Consider the following 17618-nt stretch of genomic DNA (forward strand, 5'->3'; position numbering starts at 1 on the left):
GGAATATCTAAATGCAACTGAACCCAACTGAAATCAGTGATCTGATCAAGAAGCGTATTGAAAGCTTCGACGCAGATACTGAAGCAAGAACAGAGGGTACAATCGTATCGGTTATGGACGGTATCGTTCGTATCCACGGACTTGGCGAAGTAATGTCAGGTGAAATGATTGAATTCTCGACAGGCACATATGGTTTGGCGCTTAACTTAGAGCGTGATTCTGTTGGTGCTGTAGTCTTAGGTGACTACAAAGGTATTAAAGAAGGTGACACTGTTAAGTGTACTGGTCGCATCCTAGAAGTACCTGTTGGTCCAGAGCTAATGGGTCGCGTTGTCGACACATTGGGTCAACCAATTGATGGTAAAGGCGCGATTGAAACTACTTTGTTCGGCCCAATCGAACAAGTTGCTCCGGGTGTAATCGACCGTAAATCGGTAGATGAGCCAATGGAAACAGGTATCAAAGCACTAGATGCAATGGTTCCTGTTGGACGTGGTCAGCGTGAGTTGATCATTGGAGACCGCCAGACTGGTAAGACTGCTATCGCTATCGATGCAATCATCAATCAGAAAGGTAAAAACGTTAAGTGTATTTACGTAGCAGTTGGTCAGAAGGCTTCTTCTGTTGCTGGTATCGTACGTAAACTTGAAGAATACGGCGCAATGGATTACACAATCGTTGTCGCGGCTAACGCTTCTGACCCTGCATCTATGCAGTATCTTGCTCCGTACGCTGGTTGTGCGATGGGTGAATACTTCCGTGATCGTGGTGAAGATGCATTAATCATCTATGATGATTTGACTAAGCAAGCATGGGCTTACCGTCAGGTATCTCTATTGCTACGTCGTCCGCCAGGTCGTGAAGCTTATCCTGGAGATGTTTTCTATCTTCACTCTCGTCTACTAGAGCGTTCTGCTCGAGTTAACGCTGACTATGTTGAGCGTATGACTAATGGCGAAGTGAAAGGTAAGACAGGTTCTTTGACGGCTTATCCAATCATCGAGACTCAAGAGGGTGATGTTTCTGCATTCGTTGCAACAAACGTTATCTCTATTACCGATGGTCAGATCTTCCTAGATACAGATTTGTTTAACTCAGGTAACCGTCCTGCGATTGATGCTGGTTTGTCAGTATCTCGTGTAGGTGGTGCCGCTCAGACGAAAATCATCAAGAAACTTGGTGGTGGTGTACGTCTTGATTTGGCTCAGTACCGTGAATTGGCAGCATTCTCTCAGTTTGCTTCTGATCTTGATGAAGGTACTCGTAAGCAGATTGAACGTGGTCAGCGTGTTACAGCGCTAATGAGTCAAGCTCAATACTCTCCATTATCGACTTCGGAACTAGGTTTGGTGCTATTCGCAGCAAACGAAGGTTTCCTTGATGATATCGAAGTAGCAAAAGTCGGTGACTTTGAAGCAGCGTTGCGTTCTTATGCAAATGCTGAAAAATCAGAGTTCATGACTTCAGTGAATGAGTCGGGTAAGTACAACGACGAGATTGCTGCTGAAATGCGTAGCTTGATTGAAGATTTTAAATCCAAAAGTACTTGGTAACGGGAGGAACGTCCCATGGCAGGTCTAAAGGAAATACGATCTCAGATTGGTAGTATTCAAAATACCAAAAAGATCACTAAAGCAATGGAAATGGTTGCTGCGTCCAAGATGCGTCGTGCAAAAGAGCGAATGCAAGAATCTCGCCCTTATGCAGATAAAATGCGACAAGTTGTAGGACATTTGGCGAATGGTCACCTCGAATATAAGCATCCTTATACGGTTGAACGTGAAGATGTAAAACGAGTTGGTTATATTATTATTTCATCAGATCGCGGTCTGTGTGGTGGATTGAACGGTAATTTGTTCAAGAAAGCATTTCAGGACATAGCGAAATGGAAAGAGCAGAACGTTGAGATCGATATTGCGGTTCTTGGCGGTAAGGCACTTTCGGCATTTCGTCGTTATGGTGTTGTAGCAGAAAATACCCAATTGGGTGATAAGCCTTCTCTTACCGATATTATCGGTACGATTAAGGTGATGCTTGACGCTTACGAAGAAGGCCGAATTGATCGTCTGTTCTTGGTGGAAAATAAATTCGTTAACAGCATGACACAATCGCCACAAGTAACTCAGCTAATACCTGTTGTTGCTTCTGAGTCAGAAGATGATGTCCAGACACATTGGGATTATCTTTATGAGCCAGAGTCTGAAGTGGTTATTGATAAGTTAATGACACGTTACATTGAGTCATTGGTTTATCAGGGTGTCGTCGAAAATATCGCCTGCGAAATGTCGGCGCGTATGGTTGCTATGAAGAGTGCATCTGATAATGCAGGAAATATTATCAATGACCTTAAATTAGCTTACAACAAGGCGCGTCAGGCTTCGATTACTCAGGAAATTTCCGAGATCGTTTCAGGTGCTGCAGCGGTTGGTTAAACCGCTAGCGACTGACTGAGCAAAGTTTAATAAATTTTTTAGAGGTACTATCAAAATGAGTACTGGACAAGTAGTGCAGATCATCGGGCCTATCGTTGATGTGGAATTTCCACGTGACGCGGTACCGAGTGTATATGATGCGCTTACAGTTGCAGACCATGGTGGTCTAACGCTTGAAGTGCAGTCTCAGCTAGGTGACGGTGTGGTTCGCACAATCGCCATGGGTGAGGCAGAAGGTTTGAAACGTGGTATGGGCGCTGTTAATTCAGGTGCTCCTATCCAAGTTCCTGTTGGTGAAGGAACATTGGGTCGTATCATGAACGTTTTGGGCGAGCCAATTGATAACGCTGGTGATGTGACAGCTGAGAAGCTGATGCCTATTCATCGTTCACCTCCAAAGTATGATGAGCTATCAGCAAGCTTGGATATCTTAGAGACAGGTATCAAGGTTGTTGACTTGATTATGCCTATCGCTAAGGGTGGTAAAGTTGGTTTGTTCGGTGGTGCGGGTGTTGGTAAAACCGTAACACTAATGGAGTTGATCAATAACATCGCTAAGGCACACTCAGGTTTGTCTGTATTTGCTGGTGTTGGTGAACGTACTCGTGAAGGAAACGACTTCTATTACGAAATGGAAGAGGGTGGTGTACTTGATAAAGTTGCACTAGTCTATGGTCAGATGAATGAGCCTCCAGGAAACAGATTGCGTGTTGCCTTGACTGGTTTGACAATGGCTGAGCATTTCCGTGACGAAGGTCGTGACGTTTTGATGTTTGTTGATAACATCTACCGTTACACACTAGCGGGTACTGAAGTATCAGCACTGCTAGGTCGTATGCCATCAGCGGTAGGTTACCAGCCTACACTTGCTGAAGAAATGGGTGCACTTCAAGAGCGTATTACATCTACAAAGACTGGTTCGATCACATCGTTCCAGGCGGTATATGTACCTGCCGATGACTTGACGGATCCATCTCCTGCAACAACGTTTGCTCACTTGGATGCGACATTAGTATTGTCTCGCTCGATTGCGGAATTAGGTATTTACCCTGCGGTAGATCCACTAACTTCTACATCTCGCCAGTTAGATCCATTAATTATTGGTGAAGAGCATTACGGAATTGCTCGTGATGTACAGGGTGTACTTCAGCGTTATAAAGAGTTGCAGGATATTATCGCGATTCTAGGTATGGACGAATTGTCTGAAGATGATAAGCAAGCTGTTGGTCGCGCTCGTCGTGTTCAACGTTTCTTGTCTCAGCCATTCCATGTAGCTGAAGTATTTACTGGTGCACCTGGTAAGTACGTAACACTTGCTGACACTTTGGCAGGCTTTAAAGGCATCATTGCTGGTGAGTATGACCATATGCCTGAGCAAGCTTTCTATATGGTTGGCGGTATTGATGAAGCCATTGAGAAAGCGGCTAAACAGTAATAGTGGAGTAATATCATGGCTACAACTATACGTTTGGATGTGGTGAGTGCTGAAGGTGAGCTGTTTTCTGGGCATGTGCAGGAAGTTTCTGTTCCAGGAGAGATGGGCTCAATGGGTATTTTGCCGAACCATAGTCAGTTAATTGCGACTTTGAAGCCAGGTGAACTCAACTATAAAACAAGTGACGGTGTTTCATCGTTATTTGTTGCTGGTGGAATTGTAGAAGTACAGCCAACTATCGTTACGGTATTGGCTGACTCCGCGGTCCGCGCTGAAGACCTTGATGAAGCCGCTGCGGCGGATGCAATTCAAGGTGCTGAAGATGCTCTAGCGGGTAAAGATCCAGAAGATATGGATTATGCTGCTATTCAAGCAGAGTTAGATGCTGCTAAAGCACAGATGGAAATGATTCACCGCATAGGAAAAACACTGAGAAGTTAATTCTAAGTGGTTAGAGTAAAAACAAAAAGCGGCCTTTGGGTCGCTTTTTTTATGAACGTAGCATAAATAAAGATTTTTATGCTGCTACTTATCGTATATTTAGGCATATAAACAAAAAAACCGTATCTTTACCGCACCTTTTTTTTGAATGTAGCTTGATTTAATACTATACTTGCGATGCGGATAAACAATAATATATAGATCGTTTGTTCAATCTAAATCTACGCAGTTAACTAGTTAAAGGATGTATTACATGAAAATCAAACATCAACTCTCGGTTGCAACTTTGGTGATGGCTGGTGTCTTCGCTACAGGTTGCTCTCAGCAAGTTGTAGAAGGCGGCTCACAAGTTGCTGGTGGCGCACAAGTAGCTGGTGGTCAGCAAGTAGCTGGTGGTCAGCAAGTAGCTGGTGGCGCACAGGTAGCTGGTGGTCAGCAAGTAGCTGGTGGTCAGCAAGTAGCTGGTGGTCAGCAAGTAGCTGGTGGCGAGCAAGTAGCTGGTGGTCAGCAAGTAGCTGGTGGTCAGCAAGTAGCTGGTGGTCAGCAAGCAGCTGGTGGTCAGCAAGTAGCTGATACTCAAAACACTGTTACTGTTCCTCCTGCTCCAGTAATGGTTGAGCCTAAGCCAGTAATGGTTAAGCCTAAGCCTGTTGTTAGATCGGCGGGTAATTGTCACGGTCATGCTCCAACTAAGTTGAGCAAGACTGTACGTCATTGTCACAAAAACCCAACTGGTAAGCATTACCAGAAAGGTAAGACAATGTCTAAGCCTGCAGTTAGAACTGTAACTCGTGTTGTAGAGAAGAAAGTATACGTACCAAAAGTTGTATACAAGCAAGTACCTAAGATTGTTTACAAAGAGAAAGTTGTATACAAGCCGGTATATGTTAAGACTCCTATGAAGGCTGCACCTAAGAAAGCTGCTCCTACTAATCGCTGGTGTCATAGTCATCCTGCTAATAGCATGACTAAGAGTGTTAGTCATTGTCACAAGTATAACCAAAGAAACCACAGCCATTCTTACGGCGCTAAGAAAGCAGCTCCAGCTCCACGCTATGTTGCTCCTAAGCCAGCGTATGTTGCTCCAGCTACGAAGGCAGTAGATGTATTTGCTCTTCAGACTAAGCTGAAAGCTAAAGGTTACTACAAAGGCCCAATCGACGGCGTTGTAGGCAAAGGTACTCGTGCAGCTCTAAACCAGTTCATGCAGAACCGTTAATTAGATTGACACATTTATTAATGTGTAACTCTGATTAGTTAGAGTCTAAAGTGGGATTGAGGGCTAACTTCAATCCCATTTTTTTTGCATATGAAATAATTTTATAAAGAAAAAATAATTAAACAGTAAGCTACTGATTAATCATATTTAGAATAAAGTTGGAATGTAGAACTTATGGATAAGAAAATAAAGAGTTGCATCATTAACGGTATTCTACTGATTGCTATGGTGTTCGGTGCAACAGCAGATGCATCCGTATGGAAAGCAAAAAATACTTGGGATGAGCGTTGGGAAAACAACTATCGAGCCTGGGTAACCCGTTACTGGAACGAAGAGTTTTTCATGGATGAGAAAAAACCTTTGTACTACAAATTTGAACATGATTGTGCTGATGCTGTTTACGCTATGCGTTTAATATTTGCATATGAGCACAGGCTGCCTTTTGTTATGAGTAATCCTTCTAAAAAAGGAAAATTCATTAGTAACAGAAGTACTAGATGGGACAAGCTTCCAGAGTCAAAGCGTGTTCGCAAATTCATGGATTATGTGGCTAACGTTGGAAGTACTGTGTCTCTTAAAAAAGATACTTATCCAGTAGCTATGAGTGATATTAAACCTGGTGATGTATACGTCGCTCCCGGTGTTCACTCTTATACAATTGTTGATATTACTGATGCTGGTGTAGCAGAGGTGGTTTATTCAACAACTCCTAAGGCAGCTAGATTTTTGGACCGTATTGAGTCCTTTCCTTTCTATGTACCTGAGGATATGAAGAACTTTAGTGATGGCTATCGTCGGTTTATTCAGCCTCAAAACATGACGAAAGCGATAAAGGATCAGCCAGGATATAGTATAGAGCAATTTACAATTGCTAAGTCTGTTAAGCAGAACTATGTACGATTCACTGATATTTTATCCAGTGCATTAGGTAAGCGCAAAGAAACGGCTTCGGAGAAATCATTACGTTTAATGATAGCTTTATGCCAGTACGCCAATGACCGAAGTGTTTATGTTTACGATGCTCTTTGGTATTTACAGAAGATCCGTAAAGGTGGCAGGCAGTGCATGAATCGTTTTGAGTACGATAGTTACTCTACACCATCACGCGACAGACGTTTAAAAGCGTTCTTTAATGCTATTGGTGAACATCATGTGAAGACCAAAGGACAGTCTCCTAATAGCCAAGCCCAGCAGTGGACTAATACGTTGTTTTCTCAAACAGATCCTACGCCAGCACAAAAGAAGCAGATAAATAATTTTTGTATGGTGCAGATGAGTTTAGGTGAAAATTACTTTATGCCATTACGCGAATTGCGAAAAAATATTTTTGCAGGAACTGTTTCATCAAACCCTAATGCACCATTAGAGTATCGCTGGGGCATTGTGCCAAAGCCTTATCAGTCGTCTTGTAAAACATATTAAATCTAGAAAAAGTAATACAAGTGGTTAACGTCTGTTAACCACTTTCCCTTCAAATTAACGCTTTATCGTTAATTCATAGAATATAGTCACCTACGAGGTTTCTATCTGTTCTACTAGTGTTATCTTAAAGCTAATTAATTAAAAATAAGTTCTTAAAATGAAAATCAAATCTATTATTCTAGCTGCAGGTAAAGGCTCACGAATGCGCTCTGATTTACCCAAAGTCATGCATAAGATTGGCGGGAAATCGATGCTACATCATGTGATTGACACTTGTAAAGAAGCAAAATCAGACGATATTGTGATCGTTGTTGGACATCACGCTGAAGTCGTCATAGAGAGTGTCACAGATAATAATGTGAGTTGGGTTTACCAAAATGATCAGTTAGGAACTGGACATGCGGTTATTCAAGCAATACCAAATATTGATGACAATGATGTGGTCTTAATTGCTTACGGTGACGTTCCACTAGTACGGTCTGAAACACTTAAGCCTCTATGTGAATGCATCGGTGACTACGATTATGCGTTATTGACGACTAAGTTGGAAAAACCAACTGGTTATGGTCGCATTGTACGTGATAGCTCTTCTGGTGAGATCATTGAAATAGTAGAAGAAAAAGATGCATCAGACGAAATTAGAAAAATAGATGAAGTAAATACGGGGATAGTTGCAGCAAAAGGAAAGCAGTTGAAACGCTGGTTATCTATGTTGACTGCAGATAATGCCCAAAAAGAATATTATTTAACTGACTGTGTTGCTCATGCTGTTAGCGAAGGAGCTGCGATAACATCTGTACTCTGTATGGATCCGGTTGAAATACAGGGTGTTAATAATCGTCAACAACAAGCTGAGCTTGAAAGAGGCTACCAAGCACGTCAAGCAGAAGGTCTGATGGTTGCAGGTGCTACTTTACTTGATCCACAAAGGGTTGATGTAAGAGGTGAGGTGACAGTTGGTAAAGATGTGATCATTGATATTAATGCGGTCTTTATTGGAAATGTGCACCTTTCTGACGGTGTAAGTATTGAAGCAAACTGTGTCATTAAAAATAGTAGCATCGGTGCTAATACGACTATCAAACCTAATTCCGTTATCGACGATGCTGAGATTGGAGCTTTATGTGATATAGGGCCTTTTGCACGTATACGTCCTGATACTGTTTTGAAGGACAGTGCTAAGGTTGGTAACTTCGTAGAGATTAAGAAAAGTACGGTTGGTGAGGGAAGTAAAGTCAGTCACTTAAGCTACATTGGTGATACCGAAATGGGTGCTAATGTAAACATCGGGGCAGGTACAATTACTTGTAATTACGATGGTGTAAATAAGTTTAAAACAGTCATAGGCGATGATGCATTTGTAGGATCAGATAGTCAGTTGATTGCTCCTGTTACTATAAAAGCAGGTGCAACAATAGGTGCTGGTTCAACGATCACACAAGACACACCTGAGCACACTTTAACTTTATCACGCTCAAAGCAAGTCAGTATAACTGGCTGGAAGCGTCCAACAAAACTAACAAACAAGGATAGCTAATATGTGTGGAATAGTAGGAGCAATGGCTCAGCGTGATGTAATTGGAATTCTTGTAGAAGGTTTACGTCGACTAGAATATAGAGGTTATGACTCCGCTGGTGTAGCAGTCATTAACCATGACCGTATCGTAGAACGAACGCGTGCATTGGGTAAAGTCGCAGAACTAGAAACTAAGCTTGCTGAGGCGCCAATTTTTGGTAGCGCTGGTATCGCGCATACTCGCTGGGCAACGCATGGTGAGCCTGCTGAACGAAATGCTCACCCTCATATTAGTAATGACCGTATTGCTGTTGTACATAACGGAATCATAGAAAACTACGAGCCGTTACGCGAGGAACTGATTGCGTTAGGTTACAACTTTGAGTCTGAAACGGATACAGAAGTAGTTGTTCATTTGATTGATACACTGCTTAAGCCGGGTGTTAGTCTGCTTGAAGCAGTGAATCAAGCGACTAAAAAACTACGCGGTGCATACGCTCTTGGCGTTATAGCAAACGACGATCCTGAGCATTTAATCGCAGTACGCCAAGGAAGTCCTTTAGTACTGGGTCTTGGTATTGGTGAGTATTTTATTGGTTCTGATATCCAAGCATTACTTCCAGTAACCAATCGCTTTATTTATCTAGAGAATGGCGATAGCGTCGACATGACGCTTGCTGGTTTTACAATTTTTGATGAATCTGGTTTAGTAGTTGAGCGTCCGATCAAAGAGTCTTTAGCAAGTTCGATGGATTCAGATTTAGGTGAATATCGTCATTTCATGCTCAAAGAAATCTATGAGCAGCCAGCTGCAATACAAAACACTTTGGCCGGTCGAGTTGAGTTAAGTGATTTAAGGAGCTGTATTTCAGGTGATAAAGAACTACTTGAAAAAGTATTCAATGAGATTCGTGAAGTTCAAATTATAGCGTGTGGTACAAGTTATCATTCAGGTTTGACAGCACGCTATTGGATTGAAAGTCTGACTGACTTACCCTGTAATGTTGAAGTCGCTAGTGAGTATCGCTACCGTCGTCAACCGAAGCGTGATGGTGTGTTATTTATTACTATCTCGCAGTCAGGTGAGACTGCTGATAGTTTAGCTGCGCTTGAAAAAGTGAAGCAGGAAGGGTGTTTAGCAACACTGACTATCTGTAATGTTCCAGAGAGCTCATTAACTCGAGAGTCCGACTTCTCGTTAATGACTGTTGCTGGACCTGAGATTGGTGTCGCATCTACTAAGGCATTTACAACGCAACTGGTTGCGCTTCAATTGTTAACCATCTGTCTTATGCAGCGTGATCCAAAGAACGAAGCTAAGTCGCTAGAGATGCTAACTAACCTAAAACGTTTACCGGCAATTGTTGAGCAAGTACTTCAGCAGGACGACATGATCAAAAAGATGGGCGAGGCGTTTATTGATAAGCATCATGCGTTGTTCTTAGGTCGTGGTGATTTATATCCGATTGCGATGGAGGGTGCGTTAAAGCTTAAGGAAATCTCTTATATTCATGCTGAAGCATACCCAGCAGGTGAATTAAAGCATGGTCCATTAGCGTTGGTAGATTCGGAAATGCCGATTGTTGCGGTAGCTCCTAACACTAATCTTCTAGAGAAACTGAAGTCAAATCTTGAAGAGGTTCGTTCTAGAGGTGGTGTGTTGTATCTATTTGCGGATGAAAAAGCTGAAATTACTGAGCAAAGTAACATTCACATTATTCGAGTACCTGAAATTCCAGAAAGTCTAATCCCTATTGTTTATACGATTCCGTTACAATTACTGTCATACCATGTGGCTGTATTTAAAGGAACGGATGTTGATAAACCACGAAACCTTGCTAAGTCTGTTACTGTCGAGTAACGGAGTTCTGTCATGAAGGCTGTTAGAGTACTTTACTTTGCCAGCCTTCGTGAATTAGTTGGAAAATCTGAAGATAGCTTTGCAATAGAAGTGCCGATAACCGGAGAGTCTCTTTGGTGTATCTTAAATAAGGGTATAGACTTACCAGAGTCGTCTTTGTTGGCAATTAATCATGAATACGCAGATCTGCAAACAAACATTCATGAAAATGACGAAGTAGCTTTTTTCCCACCTGTTACAGGAGGGTAGGAAAATGAATAGTATTAATATTCATGAAGGCAGTTTTGATCCATGGCACGAGATTATTTCCTTTCAAAATAATAACCTCAACGGCGTAAAAAGTTACGGTGCGACGGCTAGCTTCGTAGGCACTATGCGTGATTTCAATGAAGGCGATGATGTTGTTGAGATGGTGCTTGAGCACTATCCCTTAATGACTCAGAAACAACTTGAAAGCATCGTTGAGTTGTCTATAGAAAAGTGGCCAGTTCAGCACGTTCTATTAAGTCACAGAGTGGGTTTGATTCAACCCTCTGACCCTATTGTGCTTGTTGTTGTTTGGTCTGCACATCGTGCTGCTGCATTCGATGCGTGTCGCCATATTATGGAAGAGCTCAAACATAAAGCACCTTTCTGGAAAAAAGAAAGTTTGCTCAGTGGTGAGTCGCGCTGGGTGTCAGAAAATACGCCTGACACCCGCGATAATTAAAGCTTATTGAGCATTAATCCATTGTCCATTAACTAGGCAAGCTTTACCTTGAACTCGCTCAGGTTGGCCCCCCATATCAACAAGCATCGTATAGTTACGGCACTGTGTTGGTGCTTGGTTTACTGTTGCTTGGTAGCTTTGGGTAGGAGTAAATGCGTAATTTGCGCCAGTGGTACTATTGTTCCAACGTACTTGACGGTTATCAGGTGTGTTGTTCATTGCAGTATCAACATAAGACTTGTCTGAACTGTCAAGGTTGCGCCCTAGTGTTGCGCCTAGGTAACCACCAAGAGCAGCACCTAGTAATTTAGTGACTCGACGACCATCACCCTTACCAAATTCACCACCAACCGCGCTACCAATGACTGCGCCAACAACTGCACGTGTCTCGCCATCAGTCATTCCTGTCGCGGCACAGCCACTTAGGATAACGGTTGCGCTAATAGAAGCAGCTAACAGTGTTTTTGAAAGTACTTTTTTCATGTTTATCCTTAATCAAATAAAAGTTTATAAATACATAGACTCGTGAGATTTATAATAGTTTCTATTTTATCGAACAGTTACGTGCTGTTTTTTAAATATTATCCAAACTCTGGTGAATAAATATCAGGAGAGAATGAGTCAAAACGAGTGTACTTACCTTGGAAGGTTAGTCTAATGGTACCAATAGGGCCATTACGCTGTTTACCAATGATAACTTCTGCCATACCTTTGTCAGGTGAGTTTTCATCATAAACTTCATCACGATAGATGAACATAATGATATCCGCATCCTGCTCGATTGCACCAGACTCACGAAGGTCAGACATGATTGGTCGTTTATCTGGGCGCTGCTCAAGACTTCGGTTTAGCTGAGAAAGGGCGATAATTGGGCACTTCAATTCTTTTGCCAAACTCTTCAATGATCGTGATATTTCAGAAACCTCGTTAGTACGATTTTCTGATTTACCTGCGGTTTGCATCAACTGAAGATAATCGATAACGATCACGCCTAATTGCCCGTGTTCACGTGCTAAACGTCTAGTCTTAGCTCGAATGTCTGTAGGTGTTTGGCCACCCATGTCATCGATAAATAGCTTAGTCTTTGAAAAGGCTTTAACTGACATGGCGACACGGGGCCAATCCTCTTCACGTATTTTACCGGTACGAATATCAGTCAATGGCACTCGGCCATTAGATGCAAACATACGTAAGATCAGCTGCTCAGCGGGCATCTCCATACTAAAAATTACAACGGGTTTGTCCGCTAGAGCGACACTCTCGGCAATATTCATTGCAAAGGTTGTTTTACCCATTGCTGGTCGACCGGCAACAATAATAAGGTCACCTGCATTTAGCCCTGAGGTTTTTTCATCAAGCTCGGGATAGCCTGTTGCGGTACCGGTGATGCTACCTTCAGTTTCCGCTAAGTATTGGATCTTATCCAGGCTGGCTTTTAGTAGTTCTTTGATTGGCACAAAACTTTCTGATTTAGTACCTTGCTCTGCAATTTGGAAGACACGTTTTTCAGCTTCATCTAGTAGTGCACGGCTATCTTGATCACCACCATTATAAGCAAGGTCCGCAATGTCTGTACCGACGCTAATTAACTGACGTAATACCGACTTTTCGCGAACAATATTGGCGTATGCATGTATATTCGCGGCACTTGGAGTGTCTTTTGCTAACGTACCAAGGTAGGTAGAGCCACCGGCATTTTCCAGCTGAGAGCGTTGTTTAAGCCATTCGGAAAGGGTAATCCAATCAAGAGGCTGGCCGTTTTCAGCTAGCTCTACAATTGATCGAAAAATCAATCGATGATCTTGTCTGTAGAAGTCGCCCTCAGACACTTTGTCGGCAACAATATCCCATGCTCGATTATCGAGCATCAGTCCGCCTAAGACTGACTGCTCGGCTTCAATAGAATGGGGGGGGACGCGTAGCGAATCAAAACTTTCATTATCCATACGCGATAGTGTAAACCGAAATTAACCTTCGCGATACACGACAAAACTGTCTCTAACGTAAGGACTTCTTTTATAGCGTCTTTTAATTTTATCGTTGATTGCTGTAGCTTCATCTCGGCTATACGGGCCAAGTCTCACTAAGTAAAGAGGGCTGCCACGCTGGTCGGTTTCCACAATAAAAGCAGAGTAGCCATCGGTTGCAAACTTATTCATTACCTTCTTTCCTTCAGCCAGACTCGTTGTTGCGACGACCTGTACACCAAATCCTGCATAGTCATCAGTGAAGGGGTTAATATTTTTAATAGGGCTAGTAATGGAAGCTGTACTTAAACCGAAAAAGTTTCTGTCTTTGACGTATCTATAAGCAAGTGCCAGCAATACTATCGCCACAATGATCATTAGTACCTTTGACGCGGCTATTCCGCGTTGGCGAGACGGTGGGTTTCTAAGTATTGACATGACTGCTTTCCATAATTTTGATTATCGTCAGGACTTCAGTGTCCTATATAACCGTTTATGATAGTACATGGTCTTCGTCGCGTATACCGTCTGTCTGCTTCTTAGTGATTAATTTATATGCACGTTATGTTAGGTTCATTATCAATAGGATAAAGCCGAATAGGCTAAGAAGTAAACCAGTTGCAATGATCATAATGCGCGGAATTACGGAGCCTTCTTCGGTTTCATTTCCCATCATCATCACATTTTCATAGGCTTCTTGGTTGATAGTCTTATTAGTGTCTCGATTAAAAAACTTATTATAAGAACTAAAATCTAGACTGAAGCTTTCCTTCTCTTCAAGATGAGATAATGTATCAATCAATGGCAGCTCACGCTTATGCATTGGATTCATTGCCTTAACATTCTGATTTTCATCAAGAACAGTCGCGCCAGAAACAGTACGTGAAATGCCTGTTTCATCAGTAATATGGTAAGTCCACATTCCTTTTTTCGGAGATATGGTTTGTTTGACTATTTTGTCAACAGTGAATGTTTTTATCATCGCCAGAGCATCCAAGTTATGATTATTATTTGTTAGCACAGGATGTAATAGGTGCATGGATATTCTACAAGTTGGCAAGGCTAATCGGAATCCTCATCCGATAAGCGTAACCAACTTAGTATTATTCATGTAACCAGTGCTTATAAACGTATCATTTTTTAGGCGTTTTAATGTTTGCTACTGAGTGTGGCTAATGCGAATACTCCGTACATCAGTGATTTTATCGCATGATTTAGTGATGTTACTGACTTGTTCTGAACTTGGTTTTTGGTCGAGGTTGATTTCTATTTCTATTTTTCCGTCTAGATAATGCAGGGTGACATCGCTAGGTAAAAAAGTTAAATCGACAGATGCGAACGCTGTTGTTATCTGAGATAAAATACTCGTACGATCAGCTAAGTCTTTTGATGGCGCGGCTGTTTCATCATCCTCAGGGTCGATATGAACAACTATATCGCTAACTTCATCGTATTCCTGGTGGATTTCAGTCATTACCGTCTCAGCAATATGATGTCCTTCAGACACGCTGATGTGAGGCGCAACTTGAATGTGCACATCGACTAATACGTTATTGCTCATTTTTCTAGTACGAAGCATATGCACGCTTTGCACGCCTGTTATACCGGCAATGGTATTTTGCATGGCCTCAACTTTGTCACTATCCCAAGCAGTATCAACCAACTCCATAGCGCTATCTAAAATGAGTTTCGCACCCATATAAAAGATCAGTGTTGCTACTGCTATCGCCGCTAGTGCATCAAGCCATGGAATCGAGAAAACAACACTCGCAGTTACACCAATAGCCACTATGACAGAAGAGATCGCATCGCTACGGTGGTGTAGGGCATTTGCTTTAAGTAGACGTGAGTTTACTTTTTCTCCAGCACGAAGGGTGTAGTGATAAAGCCCTTCTTTACAAAGAATTCCGAATAGCGCTAACAAAATAGCGAGTTGGCTAGGCTGCATTAGGGTTTCTGGGTTTAGCAGGCGCTGAATAGCACTTAAGGCAATACCAACCGCTACACCTGAAAGTGCTAACCCAAGAACAACGGTGGCAATTGTTTCAATACGTTCATGACCATAAGGGTGGTCATCATCGGGATCTTTACTGGCCATTTTTGCGGCAATCAACACGACAAAGTCAGTCACTAAATCCGACAGGGTATGAAAGCCATCCGCAATGAGTGCTTGTGACTGTGCTAGGAGACCGCCGACTATCTGAGCGAAGGCCAGTATCAAGTTAACAATGGAGCCAACCAGCGTAACTTTTTGCGTTACGCGGTAGCGTTGTTCTTTAGTGTAGCTTTGCTTCAAGCGACTTCCTCAGGCGTTAAGGCAGTAATAGTTAAGGCATGAAGCTCACCAGAAACAATGGCCTCATTAACTGCTTTGTAAACAAGTTGGTGACGTTTTAATTTGCTCAAATCAGCAAAAGCAGCGCTGACAACAGTGGTTTCATATTTATAACCGTCGCCAGAAACCGTTACTTCAACGCTATCAAATGCTTCTGAAATAAGGGCTTCAACTGCTTCGTTACTAATGCTCATGGTTTTATCTTCCTGTATTGGGGTTCCGTCGGAACGGACATAATGACGCATTATATCTTTTTTAATCCTGACGTATAATGTTTATCCTTCTAGACTTAAATGGATATTCGCATGGACGCCCAATTACAAGCATTGGCGGATAAAGTAATCGATACTAGTCCCAAGTTTTGTGCAGCGCTTACGCGTGATGAGATAGAGAAGTTTGTAACCTTTACACGTTTCAAAGATGTTTCAGGCGATGAAATATTGTATGAAGTGGGTTCTATAAGTGATGAGTTCTATTTAATCGTTGGTGGTGAAGTCATTTTATATCGAGATGAGCTGGGTGAAGAAATTGAGGTTGGGCGCTTAAGTTCGGGGCAATTAACCGGCCATATGTCTTTTTTCGATCGTGAGCCACGCACAGTGCGTTTACGTAGCGGTAAAAATGGTGTTCAGTTATTAGCTATTTCTAGACCTATGTATAAGCGGTTATGTATTGAGCACCCATACATTAGCGTCAACCTTGTTGAATATGTTGTTTTGAGTCTCGATAGTCTACTCAGAAGTTCCAGTAGAGAGATTTCATCGCTTTATAAAAAGTTAAATTCTCCAAGTTGAACAATGCTTGAAAGCAAAGGTCGTAGTGTTTAATTATTCCGCAAACTTGGTCTTGGTATGTTAGCCGATATTCTATACGGTCTTTTGTTATTTGTGTGTGCGCTAGCTGTCATCGGTGTGTTTAGACATATTCGTAGTTTGAGGCGTTCCAACAGTATTCCTTCTGAGCAGCTGTTTATACTCATGTTTGTTTTGCTGTTAGGTGTCTGCTTGGGTTATTTGTTATTGAATAGCCAAATTAATAAATTAGACCTTGTTGAAGATGATCAAGGTCATACCGAAAAACAAGTATTTATTGAGAAGCTGTACCCGCCTTTAGTACTGAGTCAGGACCATCTCAACAACCAAGTAACAAGCCTTAAAAGCTTACAGAAACAGATTGTAGCGTTACGTGATGAGCATCCTCAGCAGAAGGAAAGGCTACAGTTTAGCTACTCTGTTTGGAGTCGTGAACGCAAAGAGTTGGTTATCCTCAAATCAGACCTTGATAAAGCGGTTCATAGGGCGTGGTCATATCGCAAGACTAAGGATAATAGTTTTGTTGAGAATAAATTTAGCCGTGAAGCTGTGGATTGGGATAAGGCAATAAAAAGTCGCCTTAGTGAGTACCAAGAAAGTCAACTTCAAGTGACGAACTCGATGCTTGATAATGTCATGTTGCAACGCCAAAACTTATCAGAACTAGTCATTGGAAATAAGGTTATTGCCAAGGCTAATGCTACCTTGACTCAATCCGCTTTCTCTATCGCTACAGTGGATAAGTTGGTTGAGGCGTTAGCGATCAGATCTCCGAAGCGAGTGGCTTTGCTGGAATCAATGACTCAAGCAATTAGTGTGGCGATCCAGAAGCGTCGGGAAGTGAGAAACTATGCACTGGATAAGCCTAATTTACAGACAGCGCTACAACGCGTAATGGATGACTGGTTTGCTTTAGAGAGACGCTCTATTTATTACCGGGATCAAGTATTGCACGCTGTTCAAGCCGACTACTTAGCGCGTATTCTTGGCGTTAATCAGCGTGATAATCAGATTGTTCGACTAGAGCGTGAGATAAATAAAGTGCTGCCGGTTTTGCTCAATAAGCTCAAAGCGTCCAACGTAAATCTGGAAAAAAGTTACCAACTTTCACCTAGTTAAATTAAACAACCGTTTTGGAGAATTCGTACATGCTGATATCAAATCTTGAAGTGATTCCTGACCGTAAAGTGACCAAGCATTTGGGGCTTGTGCAGGGGAGTTCTGTTCGTTCTAAGCACGTTGGTCGTGACATCATGGCAAGTGTGAAAAATCTATTTGGCGGGGAGTTGGTTGGCTATACGGAGTTATTAAGTGAGTCTCGCGAAGAGGCGATGGACCGTCTCAAGCAACAAGCAGAGTCAATAGGTGCTAATGCGATATTGAACGTGCGTTTTTCGACGTCCAGCGTTGCCCAAGGTGCTGCGGAAATTTATGTTTATGGTACTGCTGTAATATTGGAGTAATTCTGT

Annotated in this window: 19 protein-coding genes; 13 read left to right on the plus strand and 6 right to left on the minus strand. The window is 42.2% G+C overall.

The features are described from left to right. The first annotated feature begins 11 nt into the window (after nt 1-11). The 10 genes from atpA to DKT75_RS14645 all read left to right on the plus strand — a co-directional run bounded on the left by atpA (nt 12) and on the right by DKT75_RS14645 (nt 11035). Entirely contained in the window at nt 12-1553 is a 1542-nt protein-coding gene (gene atpA / locus DKT75_RS14600) for a F0F1 ATP synthase subunit alpha (protein ID WP_109824174.1), read from the plus strand. A gap of 15 nt (nt 1554-1568) precedes the next feature. Continuing rightward, entirely contained in the window at nt 1569-2432 is an 864-nt protein-coding gene (gene atpG, locus DKT75_RS14605; RefSeq protein WP_109824175.1) for a F0F1 ATP synthase subunit gamma, read from the plus strand. A 55-nt stretch (nt 2433-2487) separates the two neighbouring features. Further along, a complete protein-coding gene (atpD, locus tag DKT75_RS14610; RefSeq protein ID WP_109824176.1) occupies nt 2488-3867 on the plus strand; it encodes a F0F1 ATP synthase subunit beta in 1380 nt (459 codons plus the stop codon). Between the two features lie 15 nt (nt 3868-3882). After that, nucleotides 3883-4308: a F0F1 ATP synthase subunit epsilon gene (locus DKT75_RS14615; protein ID WP_109824177.1), complete on the plus strand. Its 426-nt coding sequence runs from the start codon at nt 3883-3885 to the stop codon at nt 4306-4308. A 253-nt stretch (nt 4309-4561) separates the two neighbouring features. Beyond that, nucleotides 4562-5527, plus strand: coding sequence for a peptidoglycan-binding protein (locus tag DKT75_RS14620; RefSeq protein WP_109824178.1), 966 nt, complete (start codon nt 4562-4564; stop codon nt 5525-5527). Nucleotides 5528-5701: 174 nt separating this feature from the next. Beyond that, nucleotides 5702-6949 (plus strand): hypothetical protein, encoded by a 1248-nt coding sequence (locus DKT75_RS14625; protein WP_245923229.1) that lies wholly within the window; start codon nt 5702-5704, stop codon nt 6947-6949. Between the two features lie 157 nt (nt 6950-7106). Next, on the plus strand, nt 7107-8486 hold the full coding sequence (glmU, locus tag DKT75_RS14630) for a bifunctional UDP-N-acetylglucosamine diphosphorylase/glucosamine-1-phosphate N-acetyltransferase GlmU (protein ID WP_109824179.1): 1380 nt from the start codon (nt 7107-7109) through the stop codon (nt 8484-8486). 1 nt (nt 8487) lies between these two features. Continuing rightward, the gene (gene glmS, locus DKT75_RS14635) at nt 8488-10326 is read left to right on the plus strand and encodes a glutamine--fructose-6-phosphate transaminase (isomerizing) (RefSeq protein WP_109824180.1); all 1839 of its coding nucleotides are present in this window, start codon (nt 8488-8490) and stop codon (nt 10324-10326) included. Nucleotides 10327-10338: 12 nt separating this feature from the next. Then, nucleotides 10339-10575: a MoaD/ThiS family protein gene (locus DKT75_RS14640; protein WP_109824181.1), complete on the plus strand. Its 237-nt coding sequence runs from the start codon at nt 10339-10341 to the stop codon at nt 10573-10575. Nucleotides 10576-10579: 4 nt separating this feature from the next. Further along, the gene (locus DKT75_RS14645; protein ID WP_109824182.1) at nt 10580-11035 is read left to right on the plus strand and encodes a molybdenum cofactor biosynthesis protein MoaE; all 456 of its coding nucleotides are present in this window, start codon (nt 10580-10582) and stop codon (nt 11033-11035) included. A 3-nt stretch (nt 11036-11038) separates the two neighbouring features. On the opposite strand, the gene DKT75_RS14650 is transcribed toward DKT75_RS14645, so the two are convergent. The 6 genes from DKT75_RS14650 to DKT75_RS14675 form a co-directional block, all read right to left on the minus strand. Then, a complete protein-coding gene (locus DKT75_RS14650) occupies nt 11039-11518 on the minus strand; it encodes a glycine zipper 2TM domain-containing protein (RefSeq protein WP_109824183.1) in 480 nt (159 codons plus the stop codon). 98 nt (nt 11519-11616) lie between these two features. After that, a complete protein-coding gene (gene dnaB, locus DKT75_RS14655) occupies nt 11617-12981 on the minus strand; it encodes a replicative DNA helicase (RefSeq protein ID WP_109824184.1) in 1365 nt (454 codons plus the stop codon). A 21-nt stretch (nt 12982-13002) separates the two neighbouring features. Next, nucleotides 13003-13440: an SPOR domain-containing protein gene (locus DKT75_RS14660; protein WP_109824185.1), complete on the minus strand. Its 438-nt coding sequence runs from the start codon at nt 13438-13440 to the stop codon at nt 13003-13005. A 124-nt stretch (nt 13441-13564) separates the two neighbouring features. Continuing rightward, nucleotides 13565-14041, minus strand: coding sequence for a hypothetical protein (locus DKT75_RS14665; protein ID WP_109824186.1), 477 nt, complete (start codon nt 14039-14041; stop codon nt 13565-13567). 120 nt (nt 14042-14161) lie between these two features. Then, nucleotides 14162-15298: a cation diffusion facilitator family transporter gene (locus tag DKT75_RS14670; RefSeq protein ID WP_109824187.1), complete on the minus strand. Its 1137-nt coding sequence runs from the start codon at nt 15296-15298 to the stop codon at nt 14162-14164. Further along, nucleotides 15295-15531 (minus strand): BolA family protein, encoded by a 237-nt coding sequence (locus tag DKT75_RS14675; protein ID WP_109824188.1) that lies wholly within the window; start codon nt 15529-15531, stop codon nt 15295-15297. Before DKT75_RS14675 ends, DKT75_RS14670 begins: the two co-directional genes overlap by 4 nt. Before the next feature lie 111 nt (nt 15532-15642). On the opposite strand from DKT75_RS14675, the gene DKT75_RS14680 reads away from it, so the two are divergent. Genes DKT75_RS14680 through DKT75_RS14690 form a run of 3 tightly spaced genes read left to right on the plus strand, consistent with a single transcriptional unit; the run spans nt 15643 to nt 17612 of the window. Continuing rightward, nucleotides 15643-16131, plus strand: a complete 489-nt coding sequence (locus DKT75_RS14680; protein ID WP_109824189.1) for a Crp/Fnr family transcriptional regulator — start codon at nt 15643-15645, stop codon at nt 16129-16131. A 57-nt stretch (nt 16132-16188) separates the two neighbouring features. After that, entirely contained in the window at nt 16189-17268 is a 1080-nt protein-coding gene (locus tag DKT75_RS14685) for a hypothetical protein (RefSeq protein WP_109824190.1), read from the plus strand. 29 nt (nt 17269-17297) lie between these two features. After that, the gene (locus DKT75_RS14690; RefSeq protein ID WP_109824191.1) at nt 17298-17612 is read left to right on the plus strand and encodes a YbjQ family protein; all 315 of its coding nucleotides are present in this window, start codon (nt 17298-17300) and stop codon (nt 17610-17612) included. The last annotated feature ends 6 nt before the right edge of the window (nt 17613-17618 follow it).

This window comes from Leucothrix arctica (assembly GCF_003172895.1).
GTDB lineage: Bacteria > Pseudomonadota > Gammaproteobacteria > Thiotrichales > Thiotrichaceae > Leucothrix > Leucothrix arctica.

Coding starts and splice junctions, on each gene's coding strand:
- DKT75_RS14620 (WP_109824178.1), top strand. CDS start 4,562: ATGAAAATCAAACATCAACTCTCGGTTGCAACTTTGGTGATGGCTGGT.
- DKT75_RS14660 (WP_109824185.1), bottom strand. CDS start 13,440: ATGTCAATACTTAGAAACCCACCGTCTCGCCAACGCGGAATAGCCGCG.
- atpA (WP_109824174.1), top strand. CDS start 12: ATGCAACTGAACCCAACTGAAATCAGTGATCTGATCAAGAAGCGTATT.
- DKT75_RS14640 (WP_109824181.1), top strand. CDS start 10,339: ATGAAGGCTGTTAGAGTACTTTACTTTGCCAGCCTTCGTGAATTAGTT.
- dnaB (WP_109824184.1), bottom strand. CDS start 12,981: ATGGATAATGAAAGTTTTGATTCGCTACGCGTCCCCCCCCATTCTATT.
- DKT75_RS14685 (WP_109824190.1), top strand. CDS start 16,189: ATGTTAGCCGATATTCTATACGGTCTTTTGTTATTTGTGTGTGCGCTA.
- DKT75_RS14665 (WP_109824186.1), bottom strand. CDS start 14,041: ATGCACCTATTACATCCTGTGCTAACAAATAATAATCATAACTTGGAT.
- glmU (WP_109824179.1), top strand. CDS start 7,107: ATGAAAATCAAATCTATTATTCTAGCTGCAGGTAAAGGCTCACGAATG.
- atpG (WP_109824175.1), top strand. CDS start 1,569: ATGGCAGGTCTAAAGGAAATACGATCTCAGATTGGTAGTATTCAAAAT.
- DKT75_RS14680 (WP_109824189.1), top strand. CDS start 15,643: ATGGACGCCCAATTACAAGCATTGGCGGATAAAGTAATCGATACTAGT.
- DKT75_RS14615 (WP_109824177.1), top strand. CDS start 3,883: ATGGCTACAACTATACGTTTGGATGTGGTGAGTGCTGAAGGTGAGCTG.
- atpD (WP_109824176.1), top strand. CDS start 2,488: ATGAGTACTGGACAAGTAGTGCAGATCATCGGGCCTATCGTTGATGTG.
- DKT75_RS14645 (WP_109824182.1), top strand. CDS start 10,580: ATGAATAGTATTAATATTCATGAAGGCAGTTTTGATCCATGGCACGAG.
- DKT75_RS14675 (WP_109824188.1), bottom strand. CDS start 15,531: ATGAGCATTAGTAACGAAGCAGTTGAAGCCCTTATTTCAGAAGCATTT.
- DKT75_RS14650 (WP_109824183.1), bottom strand. CDS start 11,518: ATGAAAAAAGTACTTTCAAAAACACTGTTAGCTGCTTCTATTAGCGCA.
- glmS (WP_109824180.1), top strand. CDS start 8,488: ATGTGTGGAATAGTAGGAGCAATGGCTCAGCGTGATGTAATTGGAATT.
- DKT75_RS14690 (WP_109824191.1), top strand. CDS start 17,298: ATGCTGATATCAAATCTTGAAGTGATTCCTGACCGTAAAGTGACCAAG.
- DKT75_RS14625 (WP_245923229.1), top strand. CDS start 5,702: ATGGATAAGAAAATAAAGAGTTGCATCATTAACGGTATTCTACTGATT.